This window comes from Propionibacterium australiense (assembly GCF_003666605.1).
Classification (GTDB): Bacteria; Actinomycetota; Actinomycetes; order Propionibacteriales; family Propionibacteriaceae; genus Propionibacterium; species Propionibacterium australiense.
In genome coordinates, this window is the sequence record NZ_RCIV01000003.1 from 100,740 (window position 1) to 127,553 (window position 26,814).

21 protein-coding genes are annotated in these 26,814 nt (G+C 70.2%); 4 read left to right on the top strand and 17 right to left on the bottom strand.

Annotation, left to right across the window (positions count from 1 at the left end):
- Positions 1–53 precede the first annotated feature (53 nt).
- On the bottom strand, positions 54–2,729 hold the full coding sequence (locus D9T14_RS04480) for an Rne/Rng family ribonuclease (RefSeq protein WP_121592088.1): 2,676 nt from the start codon (positions 2,727–2,729) through the stop codon (positions 54–56).
- A 255-nt stretch (positions 2,730–2,984) separates the two neighbouring features.
- The gene (locus D9T14_RS04485; RefSeq protein WP_197720557.1) at positions 2,985–3,743 is read right to left on the bottom strand and encodes a TIGR03936 family radical SAM-associated protein; all 759 of its coding nucleotides are present in this window, start codon (positions 3,741–3,743) and stop codon (positions 2,985–2,987) included.
- A 199-nt stretch (positions 3,744–3,942) separates the two neighbouring features.
- Between D9T14_RS04485 and D9T14_RS04490 the strand changes: the two genes are divergently transcribed.
- Entirely contained in the window at positions 3,943–5,010 is a 1,068-nt protein-coding gene (locus D9T14_RS04490) for a TerC family protein (RefSeq protein ID WP_232012277.1), read from the top strand.
- Positions 5,011–5,019: 9 nt separating this feature from the next.
- Here D9T14_RS04490 and D9T14_RS04495 read toward each other — a convergent pair whose 3' ends face one another.
- The 3 genes from D9T14_RS04495 to D9T14_RS04505 all read right to left on the bottom strand — a co-directional run bounded on the left by D9T14_RS04495 (position 5,020) and on the right by D9T14_RS04505 (position 10,097).
- Positions 5,020–6,996, bottom strand: a complete 1,977-nt coding sequence (locus D9T14_RS04495; protein WP_121592089.1) for a TIGR03960 family B12-binding radical SAM protein — start codon at positions 6,994–6,996, stop codon at positions 5,020–5,022.
- A 12-nt stretch (positions 6,997–7,008) separates the two neighbouring features.
- Positions 7,009–8,604 carry a CPBP family intramembrane glutamic endopeptidase gene (locus D9T14_RS04500; protein ID WP_126464228.1) on the bottom strand — a complete coding sequence of 532 codons (1,596 nt, stop codon included), beginning with the start codon at positions 8,602–8,604 and terminating at the stop codon, positions 7,009–7,011.
- Positions 8,605–8,681: 77 nt separating this feature from the next.
- A complete protein-coding gene (locus D9T14_RS04505) occupies positions 8,682–10,097 on the bottom strand; it encodes a bifunctional folylpolyglutamate synthase/dihydrofolate synthase (RefSeq protein WP_121587826.1) in 1,416 nt (471 codons plus the stop codon).
- Positions 10,098–10,230: 133 nt separating this feature from the next.
- On the opposite strand from D9T14_RS04505, the gene D9T14_RS04510 reads away from it, so the two are divergent.
- Positions 10,231–11,076: a DsbA family protein gene (locus D9T14_RS04510; RefSeq protein WP_121587825.1), complete on the top strand. Its 846-nt coding sequence runs from the start codon at positions 10,231–10,233 to the stop codon at positions 11,074–11,076.
- A 128-nt stretch (positions 11,077–11,204) separates the two neighbouring features.
- Entirely contained in the window at positions 11,205–13,805 is a 2,601-nt protein-coding gene (gene valS, locus D9T14_RS04515) for a valine--tRNA ligase (protein WP_121587824.1), read from the top strand.
- 33 nt (positions 13,806–13,838) lie between these two features.
- Here valS and D9T14_RS04520 read toward each other — a convergent pair whose 3' ends face one another.
- The 8 genes from D9T14_RS04520 to thrC form a co-directional block, all read right to left on the bottom strand.
- Positions 13,839–14,573: an HAD family hydrolase gene (locus tag D9T14_RS04520; RefSeq protein ID WP_126464229.1), complete on the bottom strand. Its 735-nt coding sequence runs from the start codon at positions 14,571–14,573 to the stop codon at positions 13,839–13,841.
- 135 nt (positions 14,574–14,708) lie between these two features.
- A complete protein-coding gene (locus tag D9T14_RS04525) occupies positions 14,709–14,996 on the bottom strand; it encodes a biotin/lipoyl-containing protein (RefSeq protein ID WP_121587822.1) in 288 nt (95 codons plus the stop codon).
- Positions 14,997–15,005: 9 nt separating this feature from the next.
- A complete protein-coding gene (locus D9T14_RS04530) occupies positions 15,006–16,019 on the bottom strand; it encodes an alpha-ketoacid dehydrogenase subunit beta (protein WP_121587821.1) in 1,014 nt (337 codons plus the stop codon).
- A 16-nt stretch (positions 16,020–16,035) separates the two neighbouring features.
- Entirely contained in the window at positions 16,036–17,016 is a 981-nt protein-coding gene (locus D9T14_RS04535) for a thiamine pyrophosphate-dependent dehydrogenase E1 component subunit alpha (RefSeq protein WP_121587871.1), read from the bottom strand.
- Between the two features lie 33 nt (positions 17,017–17,049).
- Entirely contained in the window at positions 17,050–18,042 is a 993-nt protein-coding gene (locus tag D9T14_RS04540) for an NAD(+)/NADH kinase (protein ID WP_121587820.1), read from the bottom strand.
- A 114-nt stretch (positions 18,043–18,156) separates the two neighbouring features.
- Positions 18,157–19,515, bottom strand: coding sequence for a GAF domain-containing protein (locus tag D9T14_RS04545; RefSeq protein ID WP_121587819.1), 1,359 nt, complete (start codon positions 19,513–19,515; stop codon positions 18,157–18,159).
- 122 nt (positions 19,516–19,637) lie between these two features.
- Entirely contained in the window at positions 19,638–20,759 is a 1,122-nt protein-coding gene (locus tag D9T14_RS04550; protein WP_121587818.1) for an ATP-dependent 6-phosphofructokinase, read from the bottom strand.
- A 32-nt stretch (positions 20,760–20,791) separates the two neighbouring features.
- On the bottom strand, positions 20,792–22,243 hold the full coding sequence (gene thrC, locus D9T14_RS04555) for a threonine synthase (RefSeq protein WP_121587817.1): 1,452 nt from the start codon (positions 22,241–22,243) through the stop codon (positions 20,792–20,794).
- A 130-nt stretch (positions 22,244–22,373) separates the two neighbouring features.
- On the opposite strand from thrC, the gene D9T14_RS04560 reads away from it, so the two are divergent.
- Positions 22,374–22,685 (top strand): hypothetical protein, encoded by a 312-nt coding sequence (locus D9T14_RS04560; RefSeq protein WP_121587816.1) that lies wholly within the window; start codon positions 22,374–22,376, stop codon positions 22,683–22,685.
- A gap of 33 nt (positions 22,686–22,718) precedes the next feature.
- Here the strand turns inward: D9T14_RS04560 and clpX are convergent, their stop codons facing one another.
- From clpX to D9T14_RS04580, 4 genes are all read right to left on the bottom strand, one after another.
- Positions 22,719–23,993, bottom strand: coding sequence for an ATP-dependent Clp protease ATP-binding subunit ClpX (gene clpX, locus D9T14_RS04565; RefSeq protein ID WP_121587815.1), 1,275 nt, complete (start codon positions 23,991–23,993; stop codon positions 22,719–22,721).
- A 230-nt stretch (positions 23,994–24,223) separates the two neighbouring features.
- On the bottom strand, positions 24,224–24,886 hold the full coding sequence (locus D9T14_RS04570; RefSeq protein WP_121587814.1) for an ATP-dependent Clp protease proteolytic subunit: 663 nt from the start codon (positions 24,884–24,886) through the stop codon (positions 24,224–24,226).
- Positions 24,887–24,894: 8 nt separating this feature from the next.
- Positions 24,895–25,500 (bottom strand): ATP-dependent Clp protease proteolytic subunit, encoded by a 606-nt coding sequence (locus D9T14_RS04575; protein WP_269471263.1) that lies wholly within the window; start codon positions 25,498–25,500, stop codon positions 24,895–24,897.
- A 113-nt stretch (positions 25,501–25,613) separates the two neighbouring features.
- Positions 25,614–26,774: an AI-2E family transporter gene (locus tag D9T14_RS04580; protein WP_121592091.1), complete on the bottom strand. Its 1,161-nt coding sequence runs from the start codon at positions 26,772–26,774 to the stop codon at positions 25,614–25,616.
- Between the last annotated feature and the right edge of the window lie 40 nt (positions 26,775–26,814).

The window sequence follows — 26,814 nt, forward strand, 5'->3', positions numbered from 1 at the left end:
GGGGGCGCGGGCCGTACGGCCCGCGCCCCCAGCTCATCGCGGTGATCCGGCCCTCAGGAGCTCTTCTTCTTGCCGCCGCCCCGCCGGCCACGGCGATGACGCTCACCGCCGTCGGCCGGGGCCTGGCTGGCGACGGGTTCGTCGTGCCGGATGTAACCGCGGCCGCCGCAGGCCTCGCACTCGACGGTGAAGGCCTCGGCCAGCCCGGTGCCGATGCGCTTGCGCGTCAGCTGGACCAGGCCCAGGCTGGTGACCTCGCTCACCTGATGGCGGGTGCGGTCACGCCCCAGGCACTCGACCAGCCGGCGCAGCAGCAGTTCGCGGTTGGCGGGCAGCACCATGTCGATGAAGTCGATGACGACGATGCCGCCCAGGTCGCGCAGGCGCAGCTGGCGGACGATCTCCTCGGCGGCCTCGAGGTTGTTCTTGGTGACGGTCTCCTCGAGGTTGCCGCCCGAACCGGTGAACTTCCCGGTGTTGACGTCGATGACGGTCATGGCCTCGGTGCGGTCGATGACCAGGGAGCCGCCGGAGGGCAGGAAGACCTTGCGCTCGAGCGCCTTGGAGATCTGCTCGTCGATGCGGTACTCGGCGAAGGGATCGCCCTGCTCGCCGTCCCAGCGCTTCAGACGGTCGCGCAGGTTCGGCGCGACGTGCTCGACGTAGGCCTCGATGGTGTCGAAGGCGTCGTTCGGGCCACCGTCACCGGCGACGACGAGCTCGGCGAAGTCCTCGGTGAACACGTCGCGGACGATGCGCAGGGTCAGGTCGGGCTCGGCGTAGAGCTGCTGTGGCGCATTGCCGGCGGCGACCTTCTTCTCGATGACCTCCCACTGGGCCTTGAGCCGTTCGACGTCGCGGCGCAGGTCGTCGGCCGAGACGCCCTCGGCCGCGGTGCGGACGATGACGGAACTGGACTCGTCCACGGCCTCGTTGATGATCTCCCGCAGCCGACGGCGCTCGGTGTCGGGCAGCTTGCGGCTGATGCCGGACAGGTGACCGTCCGGGGAGTAGACGACGTAGCGGCCGGGCAGCGAGACGTGCGCGGTCAGACGGGCGCCCTTGGCGCCGATCGGGTCCTTGCTCACCTGGACGAGCACGGCCTGGCCGGGCTTGAGGGCGGTCTCGATGGTGTGCGGGGCGCTCTTGTCGACCAGGGCGTCCCAGTTGACCTCGCCGGCGTAGAGCACGGCATTGCGGCCCCGGCCGATGTCGATGAAGGCGGCCTCCATGCTGGGCAGGACGTTCTGGACCTTGCCGAGGTAGATGTTGCCGATGAGCGAGGCCGAGGCCTTGCGGTCGACGTAGTGCTCGACGAGGACGTCGTCCTCGAGCACGGCCAGCTGGGTGTACTCCTCACGCTGGCGGATGACCATCTTGCGGTTGACGGACTCACGACGGGCGAGGAACTCGGCCTCGGTCAGGATCGGCGCACGGCGGCGTCCTGCGGCGCGGCCCTCCTTGCGGCGCTGACGCTTGGCCTCCAGGCGGGTCGAGCCCTCAATGCCCGTCACCTCGTCGACGGCGCTGTGGCGGGGCTCGCGGACGCGGACGACGACGTCGCTCGGGTCATCGTCGGAACCACCGGTGTCCTCGCCGCGGCGGCGGCGACGGCGGCGGCGACGGTGCTGGCCCTGACCGCTTTCAGCGGCGTCGGTCTCGGTGTCCTTGGACTCGTCCCTGCCTGCCTCGGCCCTCTCGTCGGACTCGCTCTCGGAGCCGTCCTCGTCGCTCCCGGCCCCTGGGCCGCGATGGCGGCGACGGCCGCCCCTGCGGCGGCGACGGCGGCGCGCGGGCTGCTCCTCCTCGGCGTCATCGGAACCCTCGGCCGGACCGTCCTGGGTCTCCCCGCTCCGCCCGGCCCCGTCCTCCGGCTCACCGGGAGCGAGGGACTCGGCCTCGGGACCGTCCTGTGTCCCGGTCTCGGTCCGGGGCTGCTGGTCGCCGGCGATCGCGGCGGTCAAGGAGTCGAGGACGGCCTGCTTGTCGACCTCCTCGCCGGCTGCGCCGGGGCGGGGGGCCCGGCTCGCGGCCTCACGCTCGGCCTCGGCCAGCAGCGCATCGACCTGATCGGCCGCGGACGCATCCTCCGCAGCGACGGTCCTGCGGCGACGACCGCGAGCGCTCGACGGTTCCGTCCTGTCCTGCTCCTCACCGCTGTCCGGCTCAGCGGGACCCTGCTCCCCGGCAGCGGTCTCGGCCTGGGCCGACCTGGTGCTCGACGAGCGGCGGCGAGCCGGTTTCTGCTCCCCGGTTCCCTGTTCGGCCGCGGATCGCTCCGCGGGCACCGGGAGGGTCCGCTGGGAGCCGGCAGCACCCTCCAGGGCCGGGGGCTCGGGGCCGGCCTCGAGCATGGCACGTTCGGCGGCGCGGTCGGCGGCCACCTCGTCCATGACGGCGGCGATGGCGGCGGCCACCGGGTCGAACCGTTCGGTCCCGGTCCCGGGGGCCGGGGCCTGCTCCGGCTCACCGGCCTCGGCGGTTTCGTCGACCGCCTCGCCCTGCCCGGCGGGCTCGGTGAGCTGCTCGGCGGGTTCTGCCGGATTGAGGTCCTCACCCGGTTCCTCGGCGGCGGATTCTGCTGCGGCGTCGGCCGGACCGGGAGTCGTCTCCGGTTCCGCGATGGCCTGGGGCGGGCCGGCCGGGCGGGTCTTGGCGCGCCGCCCGCGCGGAGGACGCGGCAGATCGTCGGAAACCGTGGCGTCGTCGGGCATCGTGTCATCGAGCATGAAGGCTCCTCTTGCACCCGTGCGGGGTGCGTGTCAGCCGCATCCGCGCCGGATGGGGCACGTGTGCGGCAAAAGCTGGCGGCTCCCGCTGCGCCGGAATCCCCCGCGGTCGGCTCTCGCGTCGCGGTGAGGATGCATCTGGCGTGCGGGCACGGGCGCTTGGTGGCCCTTACCTGGGGCCAAGTATGGCACATGCGCAGAGAAGCGAGCAGGACCAACGCGCCACCCGCGTCCGTCCCAGCCGGCCGGGCCCGCTCAGCCCTGCTGGCCGGCGGGGGCGCTGGAGTCCTCCGCCGCCGAGGGATCGGGCACGTCCAGCGGATCGCCGACCGAACCGTCGGACAGCAGCGGCCCCTGCCGCAGCCGCGTGAACAGTCCGGGGTGCTCCCCGCCCAGTCCGGGACGCAGCACGCGCAGCGCCGCCAGCACGTCGTCGGGTCGCACGAGCGGGGTGCCGTGGGTGACCCGGACCCGGACATGACCGTCGTCGTCGACCTGGGCCGACAGGACCGCCTGGCGCGCGTCGAAGACGCGCTCCCCCTTGCGCGTGATCCGGGAGACCTCGACGCGGTCCGCGGCGAGCAGTGCCCGGACCGCTGATTCGAGGTCCGGCCTCGCGACGTCACCGAGGTCGATCGCCCAGTCCGAGACCTGGAGCAGATCCGACAACGCGGGACGGTGCCTCTCGACGACGCGGAGCACCCGGAAACCGTCCGGCAGTGCGGCGTTGAGGTCCTCGCGCAGCTGGCCGGGGTCAAGCTTCTCGAGGACGGCGATGTCGGCGTACTCGGCGTACGAGGCGGCCGAGGTGGGGGCCGAGTTGGCGTAGCTGATGCGCGGGTGCGGCGAGAAACCCGAGGAATAGGCCATCGGGACGCCGGCGCGTCGAAGCGCCCGCTCGAAGGCCCTGGAGAAGTCACGATGGGATGCGAACCTGGCCACCCCGAGCTTGGAGTAGCTCAGGCGCAGGCGCTGCACCGGTGGCGGCTGACGCGGCGGTTCTCGACGGGGCACCCACGTATGGTAGACGCCCGCAGACACCAGGGGGAACCCGTTTCCTCTCCCGCGTCCGGCCCGCACGGGAGGCCCGGTCACACGTCTCCCCGCGGACAGGACTGCCGACCTTGACGCGTCCGCCGCGAGATCGACTGGGCTCTTCCTGTCCCGGTGAACAGAACCCGCCCTGAAAGTGCTGTGAACCAACGAGCCACATGTGGTTGAAATCGCCACTACTCGCTATCGTGTCGTCACCGACTCGATGAAAGGAAAACAATTGGTCCCGGCCACCGCCTGGATCGTCACGATCATCCTGATCGTCGTCCTGCTGGCATTCGACTACTTCTTCCACGTCCGCAAGGCCCATGTGCCCTCCCTGCGGGAGGCCGGGATCTGGTCGGCCGTCTACATCGGCATCGCCCTCGTCTTCGGAGCCCTCGTGACCGTCCTGGGCGGAGCCGAGATGGGTGAGGAGTACTTCGCCGGGTACATCACCGAGAAGGCGCTCAGCGTCGACAATCTGTTCGTCTTCCTCATCATCATGTCCAGCTTCGCCGTGCCCAGGGCGACCCAGCAGAAGGTGCTGCTGTTCGGCATCATCGTCTCGCTCATCGCCCGCACCGGCTTCATCCTCATCGGTACGGCACTCATCGCGCACTTCACCTGGATCTTCTACATCTTCGGCATCGTCCTGTTCCTCACCGCGGGCCACACGCTGCGCTCGCACGGCGGGCAGGGGCGCGACGAGGCGGGCGAGAACGTCATGATCCAGCTGGCCCGCCGGTCGCTGCGTACGAGCAGCGACTACGACGGCGACCGTCTCGTCACGACCGTGGACGGCCGCCGGACGCTCACTCCCCTCGTCGTCGTCATGGCGGCCATCGGCGGTACCGACATCCTGTTCGCGCTCGACTCGATCCCGGCCATCTTCGGCCTGACGCAGTCGACCTTCGTCGCCTTCACCGCGACGGTCATGTCGCTCCTCGGGCTGCGCCAGCTCTACTTCCTCATCGACGGGCTGCTCGACCGGCTCGTCTACCTCTCGTACGGCCTGGCCGGCATCCTCGCCTTCATCGGCGTGAAGCTGGTCCTGCACGCCCTGCACGAGAACAACCTGCCGTTCATCAACGGCGGGCAGCCGCTGCACGTCGCCGAGATCTCCACACCGTTCTCGCTCGGGGTGATCGTCACGATCCTTGCCGTCACGGTCACCGCCTCGCTGCTGGCACGGCGGGGCTCAGCCGAACGCGAGCGGGCACCCGAGGTGAGCACCCCGGTGCCGTGACGCGGCCCCTCAGGCCGCGCTGGCCCCGGTCCTCCTCCGCCTGGGCGGCATGGGCGCCAGCGGGAGCAGGGTCGTCCCGGAGGGGCCCATCTCGATGTCGACACCGAACCGCGGGCAGACGCCGCAGTCCTTGCAGTCGTCCCAGCGGCAGTCCTCGATCTGCCGGGCCGCGCATCCGGCGACGTGCTCCTGCCACAGCCAGGTGCGGTCGAGCCCCGAGTCGAGGTGGTCCCAGGGCAGCACCTCGTGCTCGCCCCGCGGCCGCGTGGTGTACCAGGCGAGGTCGACACCGAGCGGCTCCAGCTCGATGAGCGCGCAGTCGACCCACCGCTGGTAGTCGAAGTGCTCGCGCCAGCCGTCGAAGCGCCCCCCGTCGAGCCAGACGGCCTCGATGACACGGCCCACCCGCCGGTCTCCTCGGGCCAGCAGACCCTCGACCTGACCCGGCTCGCCGTCGGCCCAGCGGATCGTGATGGCGCGGCTGAACCCGCGGTCTGAGCGCACCGCCTCCCGCAGCACGCCGATGCGGTGGTCGATGAGTTCGGCATCGGCCTGTTCGGCCCACTGGAAGGGGGTGTGTGCCTTGGGCACGAACCCGCCGATCGAGACGGTGCACGAGATGTCACGCCGCCCGGTGATCTCGCGGCCCGTTTCGACGACACGGTGGGCCAGGCGGGCGATGGCGAGCATGTCCTCATCGGTCTCGGTGGGCAGACCGCACATGAAGTACATCTTCACCGAACGCCAGCCCTGGCTGAAGGCGGCCGAGACGGTCGTCATGAGGTCGTCCTCGCTGACGTTCTTGTTGATGACGGCCCGCATGCGTTCCGAACCGGCCTCAGGAGCGATCGTCAGCCCCGAGCGGCGTCCGCCCCGTGACAGCTCGCGGGCCAGATCGACGTTGAAGGCGTCGACGCGGGTACTCGGGATGGACAGCGAGACGTTGCTGCCCTCGTAGCGGTCGGCCAGCTGATGGGTGATCTCGGTGATCTCGGTGTGGTCGGCACTCGACAGGCTGAGCAGCCCGATCTCCTCGTGCCCCGTCGCCCGCAGGCCGCCATCGACCATGGCGCCGATGGTGGCGAGGGAACGCTCACGCACCGGGCGGGTGATCATCCCGGCCTGGCAGAACCGGCAACCGCGGGTGCAGCCGCGGAAGATCTCGGCCGAGTAGCGCTCGTGGATGGTCTCGGCGAGCGGGACGATCGGGGCCTTCGGATAGGGCCAGTCATCGAGGTCGGTGAGCACCCAGCGCTCCACCGATGTGGGCACGCCGTCCCGGTTCGGGCTGATGCGGGTGATCGCGCCGTCGGAGCCGTACGCGACGTCGTAGAAGCGCGGCACGTAGAACCTGCCGGTGGCGGCCAGGGTCTCGAGGACCCCGTCGCGTCCACCGGGGCAGCCGGCCAGACGCCACTGGCGGACGATGCGTGACAGCTCGATGACCGCCTCCTCGCCGTCGCCGAGGACGACGACGTCGACGAAGTCGGCGATCGGCTCGGGGTTGAACGCGCAGTGCCCGCCGACGAGGACGATCGGGTCGTCCATGGTGCGCTCCGCACTGTGGATCGGGATGCCGGCCAGGTCGAGGGCGTTGAGCAGATTGGTGTAGCCGAGCTCGGTGCTCAGGCTGATGCCGAGCACGTCGTAGGCCCTGACCGGGCGGTGGCTCTCCAGGGTGAACTGCGGCAGGCCGTGGGCGCGCATGAGTTCCTCGAGATCGGGCCAGACGCTGAAGCTGCGCTCGGCGCTCGCCCAGCCGAGTTCGTTGATGACCTCGTAGAGGATGGCCAGGCCCTGGTTGGGCTGGCCGACGCCGTAGGTGTCGGGGTACATGAGCACCCAGTGCACCTGTGCGTCGTCCCACTCGCGGCTCTGCGCATTGATCTCGCCGCCGACGTATTGCACGGGCGTTGAGACCCGGGCCAGCAGCGGGCTCAGCTCGTCGAGGAGCCCGGCCGGGGCGGGGCGCAGCTGCTCAGTCATTCATTCCTCCTGTCATGGAGCGGTCCGCTCCGAGGACGGCGGCTCCCCCTCCATGATCCGCGACGGGTCAACGGGCGGCCCCCACGACAACAACTCGGCGTCGCTGGGCTCGGTGGGCGGCGGCGCCATGGTGGCCTGCGCACGCGTGTCCTGTGCACCAGCCGGTGGCGGGCCCCAGGGCTGCTGCGGCGCGGGCGCCGGCCGGTCCCCGGCAGGGGATGTCCACTCGGCATGCGCGCCGGTGCCCGGAGGGTTCGGGCCGTCGAGCAGTTCGTCGAGGACTCCGACCGGCCCATCCGTGCCGGTGCCCGGAGGATTCATGGCAGGCCGGCTGCGGGCGGTCGTCGTGGTCGGTACGTCGGCCTCCGCCGGGGGCCGGGCGGTCCGGTCCGCCGCCCCGGACAGCTGACCGGCCCACTGCTGCGGAAGCCCCTGCTGCGGCACGGGCTGACCGGCCCACTGGGGTACGGGCTGACCGGCCCACTGGGGTACGGGCTGGCCGGCCCACTGGGGTACGGGCTGGCCGGCCGACAGCTGGTACGGCATACCGCCTTGGGAGATCGTCGGGAGGGGAACCTGGACGCCCTGCGGCCAGTGGCCTGCGACCATGGGCTGGGCCGCCGGTTCACAGGTCACGGCAAGTCGCCGGGCCCGGGCGCGCCAGTAGACGAGCAGCACCGCGAGGGCGACGAAGCCGAGCTGCAGCAGGCTCAGGGGGCTGCCGGCCCCATCGGTACGGTCCATCATGTGGCTGATGTCGCTGAACGGCAGCGTGATCATGGCCGTCATGTTGTTGACGATGTGCATGGCCGTCGAGGCCTCCAGCCCGCCGGTGCGATAGCACATGAGGCAGGCGGCGACGCCGAACCCGAAGTAGAAGATGTTGAGCCACGGGTCCTGGGCGCCATGGGCCAGCATGAAGAAGAAGGAGCTGACGACGCAGCCGGTGACGGCCGAGACGAGGCCGAGTGTCCGCGTGTGCTGCGGGAAGCAGCTGGCCACGAGGCGGTTGATGCCGCCGCGGAAGAACCACTCCTCGCCGGCGCACTGGATGGGCGTGGTGAGCAGCACGCCCAGCAGGAGGACGACCGTGTTCTCGTTGACGGACAGCTCCCCCATTCCCTCGTCCGAGAGGACCACGGAGAGCGTGATGAAGACGCCCCAGAGCGGCAGGAACATGAGCAGGCAGCCGCCGAACCAGCGCCAGCGGAAACGCCCCGTCACCGAGTGGACGAAACGGATCGGCTGGGAGTGGATCCGCGCCACGAGCCAGGCGATCGGGATCGAGCAGGCCAGCGCGAGATTGTTCGTGATGAACAGTTCGGGCGTGAAACCGCCGCCGGTCAGGATCTGCTCGAGGTAGTCCTGCACGGCGATGCCCTGTCTGGCGATGGTCGTGGCGATGGCGAGCATGCTGAGGACGAGCGCGGCTGCGAACCACAGCGCACCGGCGACGAGGGCGCCGACGATCGGCCGCCACACCCGCCAGCGCGGTGAACGCCACAGCCCGTGGTAGCGGACCGGCGTCGTGGGAAGCGCAGGCTCGGGGGGCAGTGGCCAGGGCGCGGGCATGGGCGGGTACACCGTCGGAGGGTAGGCGATGCTCATGACGCCACCCTAACGACTCGGCGCACGCCGCGGGGGCCGTCCACGACCCAGCTGGCCCGGGCGGCCCCGGGCGTCGGCTATCGGATGCCGTCCGGGTCGTCGGCGACGGACATGGTGAGCGGGACGGCCCCCTCGCCGGTGGTGTCGTCGGCGAGGATGTCGCGCGCCTCGCCGGCCAGGTGCACCGAGCCGATGACGAGCACACCGGCTTCCTCGCCTGCCCCCCGGGCGAGGGTCATGGCCTTGTTGAGCGCCTCCGCGGTGTCCTGGGCGGTGTGCACGCGGGCCCGGCCGAACGATCCGACGGCGGCCTGGGCGAGGTCCGCGACGCCCATGGCGCGCGGGCTGCCGCGGACGGCGGTGACGACGACCTGGTCGAGTTCGGCGGCGAGCAGGTCCAGCACGGCGTCGACCTGCTTGTCGGCCATCATGGCGAGCACGCCGACAACGGGTTGCATCGCGAAGGCCTCGCGCAGGCCGGCCAGGGTGGCGCGCACGCCGTGCGGGTTGTGGGCGGTGTCGAGCACGACGAGCGGGTCGTGGTGGATCGCCTCCAGCCGACCGGGAGCCCGGACGTTGGCCAGCCCCTCGGCGAGGACCGCTGGTTCGACGGCGCGCCCGCCGCAGAACGCCTCGACGGCGGCGACGGCAACGGCGGCGTTGTGGGCCATGTGGGCGCCGTGCAGGGGCAGGAAGAGATCCCCGACCGGCCCGCCCGTGCCCTCGAGCCGCAGCAGCTGACCGCCGACGGCCGGCTGCCGGTCGAGCAGGGCGAAGTCGGGTCCCTCGCGCACCATCGTCGCCCCCACCTGGGCGCAGTGCCGGGACAGGGCTGCTGCCGCCTCGGGCAGCTGGCCGGCCAGCACCGCGGTCGCCCCGGGCTTGATGATCCCGGCCTTCTCGGCGGCGATCTCGCCGATCGTGCCGCCGAGGTACTGCATGTGGTCCAGGTCAACAGGCCCGACGACCCCGACCTGGGCGTCGGCCACATTGGTGGCGTCCCAGCGCCCGCCCATGCCGACCTCCATGATCGCCACGTCGACGGGCGCGTCGGCGAATGCCGCATAGGCCATGGCGACCATGGCCTCGAAGAAGGTGAGGGCGATGCCATCGATCCGCTCGGCGTCGACCATGCCGACCATGGGGCTGATCTGCTCCCAGAGTTCGTCGAAACGGGCCGCCTCGATCGGGGAGCCGTCGATGCAGATGCGTTCGGTGATGTCCTGCAGGTGCGGGGAGCTGAAACGTCCGGTGCGCAGGCCCATTGAGCGCAGGAGGGCGTCGATGATGGCCGCGGTGCTGCCCTTGCCGTTGGTGCCGGTGACGGCGATCACCGGGCAGGCGTCCTGCGGCGAGCCGAGCAGCTCGCACAGCGCCTCGATGCGCGCCAGGGTGGGGCCGATGCGATGCTCGGGCCACCGCGAGGTGAGGGACTCGACGATACGGGCGTGGCCGGACGGGGGACCGGGATTCTTCTCAGGTGTGCTGGTCATCGCGCTCAAGACTAGTTGCGGATCCTGACCCGGTGTCCCGCCGAGCTCCGAGCGGGCGGAACGCGCCCGGACCCCGGGTAGACTTCCCTAGCAGTCCGGACACGGACCAGGACGCTCGAGCCGGAAGGTTGACATGGCCTCGAAGAACTCAGGCAGGAAACAGGCCCCCCCTGGCGGTGCGGGCACGAGCCGCCGAGAGGCGCTGCGTCAGGCCCAGGCCGCGCAGGCCGCTCACCAGAGGCGGGTGCGCATGGCCCTCATCATCGTGTGCGCCGTCGCCATCATCGCGGTGATCGTCGTCGTGGCGCTCGGCGCCACCGGACGGCTCAGCCCTGGCAAGGACGAGCCGACCGCGACGAACCTGGGCGAGCAGATCACCCCGCCGCACGCGAACGACGACGGCAGCGGCATCCTCTCGCCGCTCAACACGAGCGACTCGGCCCCGACCCTGGTCGTCTACGAGGACTACCAGTGCCCGATCTGCCAGACCTACGAGCAGCAGCTCGGCCCGGTCTTCCGTTCGCTGGCCGCCAGCGGGAAGATCCGGATCGAGTACCGCACCCGCATCTTCCTCGACCGCAACCTGGAGCAGGTGAACGCGGCCAACGGCACCCCGGAGTCCTCCAAGCGTGCCGCGATGGCGGCGGTCTGCGCCGACGAGGTCGGCAGGTTCCAGGAGTACCACGACGCCGCCTACGCCGCCGCGCCCGCGCAGGAGGGCGACGGCTACCCCGTCCAGCAGCTGCGTGAGGAGATCGCCGAGGCGGCCGGCATCACCGGCGACGACCTGACGAGGTTCCAGAGCTGCGTCGACCAGAACCAGGCGCAGTCCTTCGTGGAGAACGTCGAGCAGGCCGGCATGGACGCCGGTGTCACCGCGACCCCGACCTTCCAGGTCAACGGGAACCCGGTGTCGTTCCAGGGCGTCGACATCAAGAGCGAGGAGTCGGTGCTGGAGGCCATCAGGGCCGCAGCCTGAGCCGCTCCCCCGCTTCCCAACCAGCCGAGCCCCCACCCCTCCCGGGCGGGGGCTCGGCGCCGCCCGCCCCTGTCCGCGGCTCCGCGTGACGGGTCGGGCCGCGGTGACCGATTAGTAGGATGTCCCCCATGACTGCCACATCCGCACCGACGACACCCGCTTCGACCGCCCAGGGCTGGCGGGTACCCGATCGTCCGGTGCTCGAGGGGCTCGAGGACAAGTGGTCGGCGGCCTGGGAGGCCGACCAGCTGTACGCGTTCACGCGCCCCCGCGACCGTCGCCAGGTGTTCAGCATCGACACGCCCCCGCCCACCGTCTCGGGCTCGTTGCACGTCGGCCACGTGTTCAGCTACACCCACACCGACGTCGTGGCCCGCTACCAGCGCATGATGGGCAAGCACGTCTTCTACCCGATGGGCTGGGACGACAACGGCCTGCCCACCGAACGCCGCGTCCAGAACTACTTCGGCGTGCGCTGCGACCCGTCGACCCCCTACGATCCCGACTTCGAGCCCCCGGCCAGACCCGACCCGAAGAAGCAGGTGGCGATCAGCCGCCGCAACTTCGTCGAGCTGTGCCACCGCCTCACCGTGGTGGACGAGGAGGCGTTCGCCGATCTGTGGCGCAAGGTCGGCCTGTCGGTCGACTGGAACCAGCTGTACACGACGATCGGCACCGAGACGCAGCGCATCTCGCAGCTGGCCTTCCTGCGCAACTACGAGCGCGGCGAGGCCTACATGAGCGAGGCCCCCACCATGTGGGACGTCACCTTCCAGACCGCCGTCGCCCAGGCCGAGCTCGAGGCCCGCGACTACCCCGGCGCCTACCACCGGCTGGGCTTCCACGCCAAGGACGGCACCGACGTCTTCATCGAGACGACCCGCCCCGAGCTGCTCGTCTCGTGCTGCGCCCTCATCGCCCACCCGGACGACGACCGCTACCGGCATCTGTTCGGTCAGACGGTCACCACGCCCGTCTTCGGCGTCGAGGTGCCGGTCCTGGCGCACCCGACAGCCGAGATGGACAAGGGCGCCGGCATCGCCATGTGCTGCACCTTCGGCGACCTCACCGACGTCCAGTGGTGGCGCGAGCTGAACCTGCCCACGCGCACGGTGATCGGCCGCGACGGCCGCCTGCAGCGCGAGCGGCCCGACTGGCTGCCCGATCCGTCCTTCTACGAGGCCGAGCTGGCCGGCAAGACCGTCTTCAGCGCCCGCGCCGCCATGGTCGCCAGGCTCCAGGCCACCGGCGAGATGGTCGGCGAGCCGAAACCGACCCAGCGCATGGCCAACTTCTACGAGAAGGGCGACAAGCCCCTCGAGATCGTCTCGACCCGCCAGTGGTACATCGCCAACGGCGGCCGTGACGAGGCCCTCAAGGCCCGCCTGCTGTCCCGCGGCGAGCAGATCGACTTCGTGCCCGATCACATGAGGTTCCGCTACTCGAACTGGGTCGAGGGCCTCAACGGCGACTGGCTCATCAGCCGCCAGCGCTTCTTCGGCATCCCCTTCCCCGTCTGGTACCGGCTCGACGCGAACGGTGACCCCGACTACGCCGAGCCGATCATGGCGGCCCCCGAGACCCTGCCCGTCGACCCGAGTTCGGACTGCCCGCCCGGCTTCGACCCGGGCCAGCGCGGCGTCCCCGGCGGTTTCATGGCCGATCCCGACGTCATGGACACCTGGGCCACCAGCTCGCTGACACCCGAGATCGTCTGCGGCTGGGAGCGCGACCCCGAGCTGTTCGGGCTGACCTTCCCGATGGACATGGCCCCGCAGGCCCACGACATCATCCGCACCTGGCTGTTCAGCCGCGTCGTGCGCGCCGACTTCGAGTTCGGCACCGTGCCGTGGCGCCGCGCCACGGTCTCGGGTTTCGTCGTCGACCCGGACCGCAAGAAGATGAGCAAGTCGAGGGGCAATGTCATCGTGCCCACCGACATCATCGACAAGTACGGCGCGGACGCCGTGCGCTGGCGCGCAGCGATGGCCCGCCCGGGCATGGACTCCCCCTTCGACGAACGCCAGATGAAGGTCGGCCGCCGGCTCGCCATGAAGGTGCTCAACGCCAGCCGGTTCGTCCTCGGCATGGGCGCCCCGACCGGCCCCGAGGCCATCACCGAGCCCGTCGACCTGGCCGAGCTCGCCGTGCTCCGCGAGGTCGTCGACAAGGCCGGCCGGGCGCTGGCCGAGTTCGACTACACGACGGCGCTCGAGGCCACCGAGAGCTTCTTCTGGAGCTTCTGCGACGACTACCTCGAACTCGTCAAGGAACGCGCCTACGGCGCCCGCGGCGAGCAGGCCGCCGCCTCGGCGAATGCGAGCCTGCAACTGGCCCTGTCGGTCGTCCTGCGGCTGCTGGCCCCGTTCATGCCGTTCGTCACCGAGGAGGTCTGGAGCTGGTGGCAGGACGGTTCGGTGCACACGGCCGCCTGGCCCGCCGTCGAGGAGCTGCCCGCCGGCGGTGACGTCTCGCTGGTCGCCGACATGGCCGCCGCCCTCATCCTGGTGCGCGGCGCCAAGTCCGACGCCAAGGTCTCCATGCGGACCCCCATCGAGGCCATCACCGTGACGGGCCCGGCCTCCTCGATCGCCAACCTCGCCCTCATCGCAGACGACCTGTCGGCCGTCGGCCACATCGCGTGTCCGATCGCCTTCGTCGAGGGCGGCGAGACCGTCACCGCCGAGATCGCCCTGGGTGAGCCCCCGGCGAAGAAACCGCGCGGCTGACGCAGCCGTCACGGGGCGGCCGCCGGGAAACCCTCAGGTCCCGGCGGGCTCGAGGAGCAGCTGGTCGAGCGAGACGACGGCCGGCTGGTCCGCCGACGCCTGGCCACGGCCGGCCCGGTCGAGCCAGAAGGACTGCATGCCCACCCGGCTCGCGCCCCTGGCGTCGCGCAGGTGGTCGTCGACGTAACCGACCAGGGCGGGCGCCGAACCGAGCCGCGCACACACCGCGCGGTACGCGGCGGGATCGGGTTTGCCGACACCGAGCTGGTCGGAGGAGAAGACCCCGGCGAAACGGCCCTCCAGGCCGAGCCTGCGGACCTTCATCACGGTCATCTGCTGGGCCGAGTTCGACAGCACCGCCACGGGGATGCCCGCCGCGTCGGCACGGTCGATGAGCCCCAGCGCGTCGGGCCACGGGGTGCACGCCTCGGCGAAGGCGCGTCGGTAGATCAGTTCGAAGTGGCGCAGGCGCTCGTCGTCGATCCGCTCGCCGAGGCCGGCCGCCAGGTCCGTCAGGCGTCCGCGCCGCATCGTCTCGAAATCGATCTCGCCCCTGGTGAACCGATCGAACCATCCGGCGCTGTCGGCCACGTAGTCCTCGATGCGCCGGGAGCGGTCCTGCTCGTCGAGCCGGGGCCACAGCGCATTGGTCGCCTGACGCAGACCGGCGCGCATGGCCCGGCCCGTCTTGTTGATGGTGTCGTCCATGTCGAGGACGAGCGCGGCGACACGCAGCACCGGTCGGCGGCGGTCGACAGCAGCGGGCACACGACCAGCATAGGGGCAGGCCGCGTGACGAGAACCCCCGAGGCGCCGGTGTCGACGCCGTGCCCGGTCGTGCTCCTGCGATGAGAGGGCCTGTGGGGGCGCCCGGGAGCGCCCCCACGGATGGCTGCTGATCGATCAGCCGTGCTGTGCGATGAATGCCTCGATCTCGGCATCGGGGGTGTCCGCGTCGGCGATGACGCCGAGCAGCGCACCGACCTCGTAGCTCTGGCCCGGCTCGGCGATGAGCCGGCGGATGACCCCGGCCGCGGGCGAGGGCAGCTCGCCCTCGATCTTGTCACTGGAGATGCCGCCGAGGTTGTCCTCGACCGCGACGGTGTCGCCCTCGGCGACGTTCCACTCGGTGAACTCGCCCTCCTGCATGGTCATGCCCCACTTGGGCATGGTGATCGCTGTGATGGCCATGTCTGCTCCCTATGCGTCGACTGGTTCCAGGGTGGTGCGGATCGCGGCGGCGATCTCGTCGGGGCCGGGCAGGTAGGCCTGCTCCAGCACCTGCGCGAACGGCACCGGGGTGTGCGGCGGGGTGACCAGCCCGATCGGCGCCTGCAGCCGCGGGCCGCGGGTGGCGACGAGGCTCACCAGGTCGGCGCCCATGCCGCAGCGCGGGTTGCCCTCGTCCACGACCACGCAGCGCCCGGTCCTCGTGACGGAGGCGAGGATCGTCGCCTCGTCGAGCGGGGATGTGGTGCGCGGGTCGACGACCTCGACCTCGATGCCCTCGCCATGGAGCGCCTCGGCCGCCCGTTGCGCCCTCGGCACCATCTGCCCCAGCGCGACGACCGTCGCGTCGGTGCCCTCGCGCACGACGTTGGCCTGGCCGAGCGGTACCTCGTAGGACTCGGTCGGGACCTCGCCGCGCACGCCGTACAGCGCCTTGTGCTCGCAGAAGACGACGGGGTCGTCGTCGCGGATCGCCGCGGTCAGCAGGCCCTTGGCGTCGTAGGGGCTGCTCGGTACGACGACCTTGAGGCCGGGGACGTTGGTGAAGATGCTGTACAGCGTCTGGGAGTGCTGGGCGGCGGCGCCGACCCCGGCGCCGTAGCAGGTGCGGACCACCATCGGGGTCCGTGCCTTGCCGCCGAACATGTAGCGGAACTTCGCGGCCTGGTTGAAGATCTGGTCGAAGCAGACCCCGAGGAAGTCGATGAACATGAGTTCTGCCACGGGGCGCAGCCCGCTGACCGCGGCGCCGGCCGCGGCACCCATGATCGCCGACTCGCTGATCGGGGTGTCCAGGACCCGGTTGGGGAACTTCTCCCACAGTCCCTTGGTGAGGCCGAAGACCCCGCCCCAGGCGTCCATGGGCTGGCTGGTCCCGGCACCGCCGGCGACGTCCTCCCCGAACACGACGACCGACGGGTCACGGTCCATCTCCTGGGCGAGGGCCTCGTTGATGGCCTTCATGTAGCTCAGTGTGCGTGCCATTTCTGCGTCCTTCCACCTAGTAGGAGACGTACACGTCCTCGGTAAGCGTCTCCAGTCCCGGTTCGGGTGCGGCCTTGGCCTGCGCCACCGAACGGTCGATCAGCTCACCGACCTCGCGGTCGACGTCCCGGAGCTGCCCGGCATCGAGCAGGCCGGAGGCCGTGACGCGCTGCTCGAACAGGGTCAGCGGGTCGTGCTCGGCCCTGGCGGTGGGCACCTCGTCGGCGGGACGGTAGGCCTGCTGGTCTCCTTCGAAGTGCCCGTAGTAGCGCACCGTCTTGCACTCGAGCAGCGACGGACCGCCACCGCCGCGGGCTCGCCCGATGGCCGCCTGGGCCGCCTCGCGCACCTCGAAGTAGTCCTGCCCGTCGACCGTCATCGCCGGGATGCCGAAGGCGTCCCCGCGCTTGGCCACGTCGATGCCCTTCTGGTGGTACCGGCTCGAGGTCGCCTCGGCGTAACCGTTGTTCTCCACCACGAAGACGACCGGCAGGTCCCACACCGAGGCCAGGTTGAGTGATTCCAGGAAGGTGCCCTGGTTCGACCCGCCGTCGCCGGTGAACGAGACGGCCACCTGGTCGGTTCCGGTGACCTTGGCCTTCAGCCCCGCGCCGCACACCAGCGGCGGGCCGCCACCGACGATGCCGTTGGCGCCGAGCATGCCGACGTCCAGGTCGGCGATGTGCATCGAACCACCGCGGCCCTTGCACAGCCCGGTCGCCTTGCCGTAGATCTCGGCCATCATGGCCATGACGTCGCATCCCTTCGCGATGGCATGGCCGTGCCCCCGGTGAGTGCTGGCGATGTAGTCGTCCTTGGTGAGCAGATCACACACCCCCGTCGCCACGGCCTCCTCCCCCGCGTAGAGATGGACGAAGCCGGGGATCTCGCCAGTGGAGAACTCCTTGTGCAACCGCTCCTCGAACTCCCGGATCGTCCGCATGGTGCGATAGGCGCCCAGCAGCTCGTCCGGGCCGATCCCAGTCGTCTGGCTCATCATGACTCCCTCCATTGGGTTGATGTCTCGAGGCTAGGAGAGCCCGCGTTGCAACCGCGTTGCACGCATGGTGCGGGCCACGTCGACGCGCCACAGCGCTTCCACCAGTTCCATCGCGGCGCCCAGCCCGCCGGGGCGTTCGATGAGCCGTTCACCGTCCACGCTGATCGCGCCGTGCCCGTCCGGGATCTCGGCCACCTCGCCCAGCCGCAGGTACTCGGGCGCCGAGACGGCAAGCTCCTCGACCACCCCGGGCGCCAGGGCCGCCCGCACCCGGGTGCCCTCCCCGACCCGGACCCGGGCGGCGACCGGTTCGTGGCGGGGCGCGTCGGCCCGCGCCGCGACGATCGAACTGAGCCCGATGACGGCCGGATCGGTGAACACGGCGGTCACCTCCTCGACGTGTTCGGCGCGCCAGGAGGCCCGAACCCCGGTGAACAGCGAACGAGTCACGGCGACGTCCACGAGCGCCGCCTCGGTACGGCCGTCGTGGCGGACGAGAAGGGCGTGCTCCCGCACGCAGGCATCCTCGCGGCTCACCTGCCCGGTGGCGACGTAGCCGGTTGCCAGGCCGGCGACGGTGGCCTCCGCCCAGCCGGGGAAGGCATTGTTGGTACCCGTCGACAGCGGGGTGAGGGGGATGCCGCCGATCCTTCCGACGGCCAGCCGCTGGGTGCCGTCCCCGCCGAGCACGCAGACGGCCCCGACCGCTGCCTCGCGCATGAGTTCCAGGGCGCGGCAGGTGTCGACTGCCCGGCCAACGACCGGCATGTCGAGCCAGCGAACCGGTGGCAGCGACGCGCCGGTCTCCAGCTCGACGGCCCTCCTGGCCCTGGCCATCGGACCGGCCACCGTGTCGTCCAGTGGCATGGCGAGCACCTCGTCGACCCCTGCGGCGCCGAGGCCGGCCATCAGACGGACGGCCATCGCGCCCTTCTCCGAGTTGTCGACGACGGTGGCTGCGCTGACCAGCCTCCGCACATCATGACCCGAGGCGCTGTTGACGATGACTCCGACACTCACCATGGTGTGACCTCCCTGCCGGCTGGTCACCCAGTGTGGCGAACCGGGCGTTGCAAGCCCGTTGCACGGTGCTGCGCCCGGCCCGGAGGATGCCCCGTCCGGTTCCCCGGGGACGGCTCAGCCGACCGCCCGGCACAGACCGCTCAGGTGAGCGACCGCGACCGCTCGTTCGGCCGAGCCGGAAGGGCACTGCTCGGCGTAGCGGGCCCAGGCATGATGGTCGGTCTCACCGGGCTCGCCGAGACAGTACTCGCGCAGCGCGGCACCGCCGACGGCCAGGGCACCCGCGCGGACCGACTCGTGCAGTTCCAGGCGCAGCAGCTCGATCGTCAGTGCGTCGGAGCGGGGCAGCAGCCAGCCGGTGTAGGCGCGGACGGCGCCGCCGACGTCGCCGCCGTGCAGCAACGCCTCGACGTCACCGGCGTCACTGCTGACCGGAACGGTGAAGCGGTACGGGTCACCGGCGAGGGCCGTGCCGAGCAGCCTCCGGGCACGGTGCACCTCGGCGCGAACGGTGCCCGGGTTGCCCCGGTCGCCGTAGAGCGCCTCCGCCAGGGCGTCCGCGCTCATCCCGTCGGGGGCGCGGGCGATGAGGGCGAGCAGGTCGGCACGGCGCTGGGTGAGCCCGGTGACGCGACCGGCCATGCTCAGCTCCGGCTGCCCCGGACCCAGCAGACGCAGCCGGACCGGTGCGGCCTCGGTGGATGAGCCGGAACCGGTGGTGATGACGGTGTACCCCTGGTAGTGCTCGTGCTCCCCCGCCGGCTGCTGGTCGCGGCGTCCCCAGACCAGGCGCCCGGATGGTGACAGGACCGCGGCGACCCGCCTGGCCGCTCCCGGCCGGGCGAACAGATCGGCGAGGAGCCGCGCATCGGCGGTCCTGCGCTCGGCAGTGATCCGGCTCTCGATGAGCTTCCCGACAGCGCCGACCAGGGCGGCCGCATCGGGGCCGAACTCGCGTACCGGCCCGGACAGATCGATGACGCCCAGCAGCTCGCCGCTGTCGGGATCGGTGATCGGCGCGGCCACGCAGGTCCACTCGTGATGGGTTCTCACGAAGTGCTCGGCACCGTCGATGCGCACCGGGCAGCGCTGGCTGATCGCCGTACCGATGGCATTGGTCCCGACACTGTTCTCGGTCCACAGGGCCCCGGGTGCCATGCCGATCCTGTCACCACGACGCCGGGCCGCGGTGCCGCCGCGCATGAGCACGATCTCGCCGTCGGCGGCGGCGATGACCAGCAGACGCCCGCTGCCGGCCCGGGCGGCCTCGGCCAGCGGTGCGACCACGTCCATGTGCCGGGCCAGCAGCAACGACTCGAAACGGGACCCGGCCTCGTGATCGTCGTGCCGCACCACCGGGACGGCCTGGCCGGGATCGACCCCGGCACGGAACGCCCGGCGCCACGAGCCGGCGACGAGCGGCCGCAACCGCACCACCCCGTCACGACCGGCTCGCTGGCGAGCCAGTGCCATGACATCCCCTGTTTCCGTGTCCACAGCACTCACCCCGTTGTGGGATCGGTGGGAGATGGCTTCACGGTAACGCCGCGCCGTGGCGGCACGCAACAGGGCCGGGCCGACCGGAGTCGGGACGGTCAGTCCCCGAAACCGGTGTTGACCTCCTTGGCGGCCTTGATCCACGGATGATCGGTGGGCACGTAGCGGATCTTCCCGGCGACCTTCTCAAGCGGGACGGGAACGGCCTTCTCGCCCCTGGAGGCGACCATGATGCCGAACTGGCCCTGGCTGACCAGGTCGGCGCCGGCGGTGCCGAGCAGGGTGGCCAGCTGACGATCCCGGCTGCACGGGATGCCGCCGCGCTGGACGTAGCCGAGGATGGACACCCGCGACTCCAGGCCGGTGGCGGCCTCGAGCTGTTCGGCGAGGGTGAAGATGTGGGCACGGTGCGAGGCCTCGACGTCCTTGCGGTGCTTCTTGGCCGCCTCGCGGCTCTCCGGGGAACCGGCCTCGCGCACCAGCGCGTCGGCGGCGGCGAGTTCGGCGGCGTCGGCAACCGAACGGGCTCCCTCGGCGACGGCCACGACGGAGAAGTTGCTGCCCTGGGCCCGGCGCCGCCTGATGGTCTCGGCGATCGACTCGACCTGGTAGGGCACCTCGGGCAGCAGGATGATGTCGGCGCCGCCGGCGATGCCGGCGCCGAGCGCGAGCCAGCCGGCGCGGTGGCCCATGATCTCGGTGAGGATGATGCGGTGGTGGCTGTGGGCCGTCGAGTGCAGCCGGTCGATGGCGTCCGTGGCGATCTCGAGAGCGGTCGCGAAACCGAAGGTCTCGTCGGTGCCGACCAGATCGTTGTCGATCGTCTTGGGCAGGGTGATGATGTTCATCCCGGCGTCGGACAGGCGCTTGGCGTTCTTGGCGGTGCCGCCACCGCCGAGGCAGACGAGCGCGTCCAGCTTGTCCTTCTCGTAGTTCTTCTTGATCGTCTCGATCATGTTGCGCGGCGCGCCGTCGACCATCATCTTGTGCACCTTGTCGCGGCTGGTGCCCAGGATCGTGCCGCCGACGGTGAGGATGCCGGACAGCGCGGCGGAGTCGAGTTCGACGAAGCGGTTCTCGGCCAGGCCGCGCATGCCGTCCCGGAATCCGATCAGTTTCATGCCGTACGTACCGATGGCCGCCTTGCCGAAACCCCGGATGGCGGCGTTCAGGCCCGGGCTGTCGCCACCGGCGGTGAGGATGCCAACACGCATCGTCATGATCGTCTCCTTCGTTGTGCGGGCGGTCCGCCTCAGCGGACCAGAGTGGGCAGTGACTCGATGGTGCTCACGATGAGCTGCTTGAGGGCGTCCACGTCGTTCGGCAGTCCGACGACACGGCGCGGGCCGTCCTCGATGTGGGCGAACCGCTCGGGCGTGGGCGGCAGCTCACCGGTGGCCTCCTTGATCGTCTCGGCGAACTTCACCGGCAGGGCGGTCTCGAGGACGACGATGGGCTCGTCCGCCACGTACTGCTCGGCGACCTTGACGGCGTCGGCGGTGTGCGGGTCGATGAGGACGCCGTGCTCTCGCCAGAGCCGGCCGATGGTGGCGACCCGGTCGGCGTGCGTCGACGATCCGGAGACGAAGCCGTAGCTGGTCCGCACGGCCTCGAACTCGGGTCTCCCGGAGATGTCGAAGGAACCACCCGCGGCGATGGCGCCGAAGAGTTCCCGGACCCTGGCGCCGTCACGGCCGTAGAGGTCGGCGATGAAACGCTCGAAATTGGAGGCCTTGGAGATGTCCATGCTCGGCGAGCTGGTGGCCCAGGTCTGCTCGGAGCTGCGCGGGCGGTAGACGCCGGTGCGGAAGAACTCGTCGAGCACGTCGTTCTCGTTGGTCGCCAGGATCAGGCGGCGGATCGGCAGGCCCATGGAGCGGGCGATGTGGCCGGCGCAGATGTCGCCGAAGTTGCCGGTGGGCACGGCGAAACTGATCTGCTCGCCCGGGCCGTCGGTGACCCGCAGCCAGCAGCAGAAGTAGTAGACGACCTGGGCAACCAGGCGCGCCCAGTTGATCGAGTTGACGGCGCCCACGTGGCAGGCGGCCTTGAACCCGGCGTCGGTGTGAACGGCCTTGACAAGGTCCTGGCAGTCGTCGAAGACGCCCTCGACGGCGACGTTGACGATGTTGGGGTCGGGCAGCGAGAACATCTGGGCCTGCTGGAACGGCGTCATCCGGCCGGCCGGTGTCAGCATGACGACCGCGATGCCGTCGCGGCCGCGCAGCGCGTACTCGGCGGAACTGCCGGTGTCGCCGCTGGTGGCGCCGACGACCGTCAGCCAGGAGCCGCGGCGGGCCAGCTCGTACTCCATGAACTCGCCGAGCAACTGCATGGCCATGTCCTTGAAGGCCGCAGTCGGGCCGTTGGACAGGTGGCCGAGCCACAGCGGCCCGGAGCCGATCCTGCTGACCGGGACGATCTGCGGATCGGAGAACTTCTCGTCGGTGTAGGCCGCCGCGGTCAGGCGCTCGAGGTCCTCGACGGGGATGTCGTCCATGAACAGGCCGACCACGCGGGCGGCCAGGGCGGCGTAGCCCTCCGTGGCGAGGAGTTCGCGCCACTGCTCGAGGGTCTGGGCGTCCACCTGGGGATACTGCTCGGGCAGGTAGAGCCCGCCGTCAGCGGCGAGACCTTCGAGCAGGATGTCGCAGAACGGCTTGGCGTCGTCGGTGTTCAGGGCACGAGTCGAGAGATAGCGCACGATTGCAGGCTACCGGTCGCCGCTGCGCCTCACGTACCGGCCCACCAGGATCCGTGGCGCGTTGGCCCCCGGCGGCCCTGGGCGGTGGCACACTACGAGCTGTCCCGGCCACGACCAGAAAGGCCATGTCATGCCGTCGTTCCGCGTCGAGCTGCCCGTGCACGGCACACGGCCCGGCCACCACCCGTCCGAGGTCCTCGACCTGGCCCGGCGGGCCCTCCCGGGGCAGGCGCACTGCGACGACGTGCACCTTGCGATGCCGCGCGGGACGCCCGTGGTGACGGTGCGTTTCTCGATCGCCCCGGGCGGCCGGGACGACGAGGACGCCCGGGCACGGGCGTGCGCCGAGGCGATCAGGGAGCTGCTCGGCACGGTCGCCGAGGTCTCGGCACCGCGCATGTGCAGACGACGTGGCGGCAACTGGCTGGTTCTGGAGGGCTGAGGGCGGGCACCGGGCGCCGCCGACGGATCGGCCTCAGGCGGCAGGCTCGCCGGCCCCCGCCCTGACGATGAGCCGGGGCTGCGCGGTTCCTCGTACCGCGTCGCCGGTGATGACGACCCTGGTGACGTCGTCGCGGCTGGGCACCTCGAACATGACGTCGCCGAGGGTCTCCTCGAGGATGGCGCGCAGGCCGCGCGCGCCAGTGCCGCGTTCGATGGCCTTCTCCGCGACGGCGGCCACGGCGTCCGAGGTGAACTCCAGGTCGACGCCATCGAGTTCGAAGAGTTTCGTGAACTGCTTGACGAGGGCATTGCGGGGCTCGGTGAGGATACGGCGCAGGGCCGTCTCATCGAGCTTGGGCACGGTGGCGATGACGGGCAGGCGCCCGATGAACTCGGGGATCAGGCCGTAGGAGTGCAGGTCCTCCGGCCGCACGCCGGTGAACGAGTCGTTGCCGGCCGGCCGGCGCTTCGAGTCGTCGTTGGTGAAACCCACCGAACGCTTGCCGACGCGCTCGGCGATGATGTCCTCGAGGCCGGCGAAAGCACCGCCCACGATGAACAGCACATTGGTGGTGTCGATCTGGATGAACTCCTGGTGCGGGTGCTTGCGTCCGCCCTGCGGAGGCACCGAGGCGACCGTGCCCTCAAGGATCTTCAGCAGCGCCTGCTGGACGCCCTCGCCCGAGACGTCGCGGGTGATCGAGGGATTCTCGGACTTGCGGGCCACCTTGTCGATCTCGTCGATGTAGATGATGCCGGTCTCGGCCTTCTTCACGTCGAAGTCGGCGGCCTGGATGAGCTTGAGCAGGATGTTCTCGACGTCCTCGCCCACGTAACCGGCCTCTGTCAGTGCGGTGGCGTCGGCCATGGCGAACGGCACGTTGAGCATGCGGGCGAGGGTCTGCGCCAGATAGGTCTTGCCGCAGCCGGTCGGGCCGATGAGCAGGATGTTGGACTTGCCCAGTTCGACGTCCTCGGCGACGCGCCTGGCGCCCTCGGCCTCCGTCTGGGCGTTGAGCCGCTTGTAGTGGTTGTAGACGGCCACCGCCAGCGCCTTCTTGGCGTCGTCCTGGCCGATGATGTACTGGTCGAGGAACTCGCGGATCTCGGCGGGCTTGGGCAGCTGCGAGGGAGCCTCTGCCTCACCGAGCTGGGAGAGCTCCTCCTCGATGATCTCGTTGCACAGGTCGATGCACTCATCACAGATGTAGACCCCGGGGCCGGCGATGAGTTTCTTGACCTGCTTCTGGCTCTTGCCGCAGAACGAGCACTTGAACAAGTCACTGCTCTCTCCGATGCGCGGCATGGCCACCTCCTTGATGCACGCTGGTCCGGCGCACGTGGCGCCGGAACGGGCCTGGCCCCACTGCAGTCCATTCAAGCATGCCCGCCTGTCGGGCACACCATCTGTTCAGACACGCCGCACCCGTTGCGGCGGACATGACCACAAAGACTAGCCCCGTCCGCGCAGCGTCCGCACCGAGGACTGCTCCGCGGACGGGGACCGCCATGGCCGGCTCCCCGCAGCCTGGCGGATCAGTCCTTCAGGGAGGTGAGGATGTCGTCGACGATGCCGTACTCGACGGCCTCCTCGGCGGTCAGGAACTTGTCGCGCTCGACGTCGGCGCTGATCTTCTCCTTGGACTGCCCGGTGGCCTCGGCGAGCATGGACTCCATGAGATCGCGGATGCGCAGGATCTCGTTGGCCTGGATCTCCAGGTCGCTGGACTGGCCGTAGCTGCCCTCACCGCCCATGGAGGGCTGGTGGATCAGGATGCGGCTGTTCGGCAGGGCCAGACGCTGGCCCTTGGTGCCGGCCGCCAGCAGCACGGCAGCGGCCGAGGCGGCCTGGCCGAGGCAGATGGTCTGCACGGCGGGCTTGATGTAGCGCATCGTGTCGTAGATGGCGGTCAGCGCGGTGAACGAACCGCCCGGCGAGTTGATGTAGATCGAGATCGAACGATCGGCGTCCATCGACTGCAGGCACAGCAGCTGCGCCATGACCGCATTGGCGATGTCGTCGGTGATCGGCGTGCCGAGGAAGATGATCCGGTCCTCGAACAGCTTGGTGTAGGGATCGACGCGCCGGACGCCGTAGCTGGTGCGCTCCTCCCACTGGGGGATGTAGTACTCGGCCACGGGCGATGCGGCCAGGCCGCCGGGGGCCGGGGGCAGCACCGGGCTGAAGTCGTCAGTCATGGAAGTCCTCACTGGTTCGGCGCGTCGTTCATGGAGATCTTCGACGCGCGATCGTAGACGTGATCGATGAAGCCGTACTCAAGGGCCTCACTGGCCGTGAACCAGCGGTCGCGGTCGGAGTCCTTCGTGATCTGCTCAACGGTCTGGCCGGTGTGCTTGGCGATGAGTTCGGCCATCTCGCGCTTGAGGTGGATGCTCTGCTCGGCCTGGATCTTGATGTCGGAGGCGGTGCCGCCGATGCCGCCCGAGGGCTGGTGCATGAGAATGCGGGCATGGGGCAGCGCGTAACGCTTGCCCGGGGTGCCCCCGGACAGCAGGAACTGGCCCATCGAGGCGGCCAGGCCGATGGCGACGGTGGCCACGTCATTGCTGATCCACTGCATGGTGTCGTAGATCGCCATGCCGGAGTCGATCGAACCGCCAGGAGAGTTGATGTAGAGGTAGATGTCCTTGTGGGGGTCCTCGGCATTGAGCAGCAGCATCTGGGCGCAGATCGCATTGGAGTTCTCGTCCTTCACCTCGGAGCCGAGGAAGACGATGCGGTTGGCCAGCAGGGACTGGTAGACGTTGTCGCTCAGGCCTACGCCACCGTTGCTGACTGCCATCGCGGGCAGCGCGGGGTTCTTGACCATGTCATTCACACCGTCGAACCTACCTGCCGGCACCGGCAAACCGGAGCGGGGCCCTCGCCTTTTCACTGTTGGCATGAAAGTTGAGCGCACCCGACTCATGTCTGATCACTCGCTGTCCGGCTAGGGGCGGGACCACCGCCGGAAGCCGGGGGACCGGCCAGTTCCCGCTGCTGGGCGGCTCCGTCCGCGTCGTGCGGGTCAGAGGCGATGAGCGCGTTGACCCACCTGGCGCGGGGATCGATGTCGATGATGAGCGCCTTGATGAGCAGGGTCATCGGCAGGGCCAGCAGGGTCCCCAGGGCGCCGAGCACACCGCCCCACACGAGCAGTGAGAGGAACGAGACGGTGGGGGTCACACCGACGGCGTCGCCGGTGAAGCGCGGCTGGATGATCGTCTGGACCACGAAGTTGAGCACGCAGTAGACGATGATGACGACGAGCGCTCGCTTCCAGTCCAGGGAGACGAGGGCGACCAGGGCCGGGGGGATCAGGCCGATGACGAAACCGATGTTCGGTATGTAGTTGGTGAGGAAGCTCAGCAGACCCCAGATGATGACGCCCGGCACGCCGATGAGCTGCAGGGCGACGACGTCGAGCACGGCGACGATGAGACCGAAGACGGTGGTGACGATCCAATAGGACCGGACGCCCTGGCTGAAGGAGCGGAAACCGGCCACGACCCTCGAGTGGGTCGAGGCCGCGATCGACAGTCGGCGGGCGAAACCAGCGGTGTCCATGGCCATGAAGACGAGGGTGCAGACCAGGATCGACAGGCCGCCGATGAAGCCGGTCGAGGCGTTGAGCAGCGACGTGGCGGCGCTGACCAGGGAATTCGGGTCGATCCGGCCCAGCGCGCTCGTCAGGGAGGAGGAGTCCAGGCCGAGCCGTGAGGCGAAGCCGAGCAGCTGCTCGTACAGGGCCGAGAACTGACTCGTGTAGTGCGGGAGCATGCGGATCATCTCGTTGACGGCCCAGACCAGGCCGGCCACCATCGCCAGCAGCAGGACGAAGACCATGAGGGCGACGACGATCGCGGACAGGGCCGAGGGGCAGCCCTTGCGCACGAGCCACGTGTGGAGCGGGTAGGCCGTCACCATGAGGTTGAGCGCCAGGAAGATCGGGCCGAAGGTGCCGGAGTAGGTCTTCAGCATCGTGAGGGCCACCAGGACCAGGACGACGCCCAACGTGATCTGCAGGAACCTCGGCAGTCCGTTCGCCGACATCGGGACCCCGACGGCACCGTCCACGTCACTCATGTGCTGATCCTTTCCCTGGCCGGATGAGCGCTCAGCCTAG

Excerpts from the sequence above, each read along its gene's own strand:
- valS (WP_121587824.1), top strand. The coding sequence starts at position 11,205 with ATGACTGCCACATCCGCACCGACGACACCCGCTTCGACCGCCCAGGGC.
- D9T14_RS04535 (WP_121587871.1), bottom strand. The coding sequence starts at position 17,016 with ATGAGCCAGACGACTGGGATCGGCCCGGACGAGCTGCTGGGCGCCTAT.
- D9T14_RS04505 (WP_121587826.1), bottom strand. The coding sequence starts at position 10,097 with ATGACCAGCACACCTGAGAAGAATCCCGGTCCCCCGTCCGGCCACGCC.
- D9T14_RS04500 (WP_126464228.1), bottom strand. The coding sequence starts at position 8,604 with ATGAGCATCGCCTACCCTCCGACGGTGTACCCGCCCATGCCCGCGCCC.
- D9T14_RS04525 (WP_121587822.1), bottom strand. The coding sequence starts at position 14,996 with ATGGCCATCACAGCGATCACCATGCCCAAGTGGGGCATGACCATGCAG.
- clpX (WP_121587815.1), bottom strand. The coding sequence starts at position 23,993 with ATGCCGCGCATCGGAGAGAGCAGTGACTTGTTCAAGTGCTCGTTCTGC.
- D9T14_RS04580 (WP_121592091.1), bottom strand. The coding sequence starts at position 26,774 with ATGAGTGACGTGGACGGTGCCGTCGGGGTCCCGATGTCGGCGAACGGA.
- D9T14_RS04495 (WP_121592089.1), bottom strand. The coding sequence starts at position 6,996 with ATGACTGAGCAGCTGCGCCCCGCCCCGGCCGGGCTCCTCGACGAGCTG.
- D9T14_RS04550 (WP_121587818.1), bottom strand. The coding sequence starts at position 20,759 with ATGACGATGCGTGTTGGCATCCTCACCGCCGGTGGCGACAGCCCGGGC.
- D9T14_RS04530 (WP_121587821.1), bottom strand. The coding sequence starts at position 16,019 with ATGGCACGCACACTGAGCTACATGAAGGCCATCAACGAGGCCCTCGCC.
- D9T14_RS04540 (WP_121587820.1), bottom strand. The coding sequence starts at position 18,042 with ATGGTGAGTGTCGGAGTCATCGTCAACAGCGCCTCGGGTCATGATGTG.
- D9T14_RS04480 (WP_121592088.1), bottom strand. The coding sequence starts at position 2,729 with ATGCTCGATGACACGATGCCCGACGACGCCACGGTTTCCGACGATCTG.
- D9T14_RS04570 (WP_121587814.1), bottom strand. The coding sequence starts at position 24,886 with ATGACTGACGACTTCAGCCCGGTGCTGCCCCCGGCCCCCGGCGGCCTG.
- D9T14_RS04510 (WP_121587825.1), top strand. The coding sequence starts at position 10,231 with ATGGCCTCGAAGAACTCAGGCAGGAAACAGGCCCCCCCTGGCGGTGCG.
- D9T14_RS04560 (WP_121587816.1), top strand. The coding sequence starts at position 22,374 with ATGCCGTCGTTCCGCGTCGAGCTGCCCGTGCACGGCACACGGCCCGGC.
- D9T14_RS04545 (WP_121587819.1), bottom strand. The coding sequence starts at position 19,515 with ATGGCACTGGCTCGCCAGCGAGCCGGTCGTGACGGGGTGGTGCGGTTG.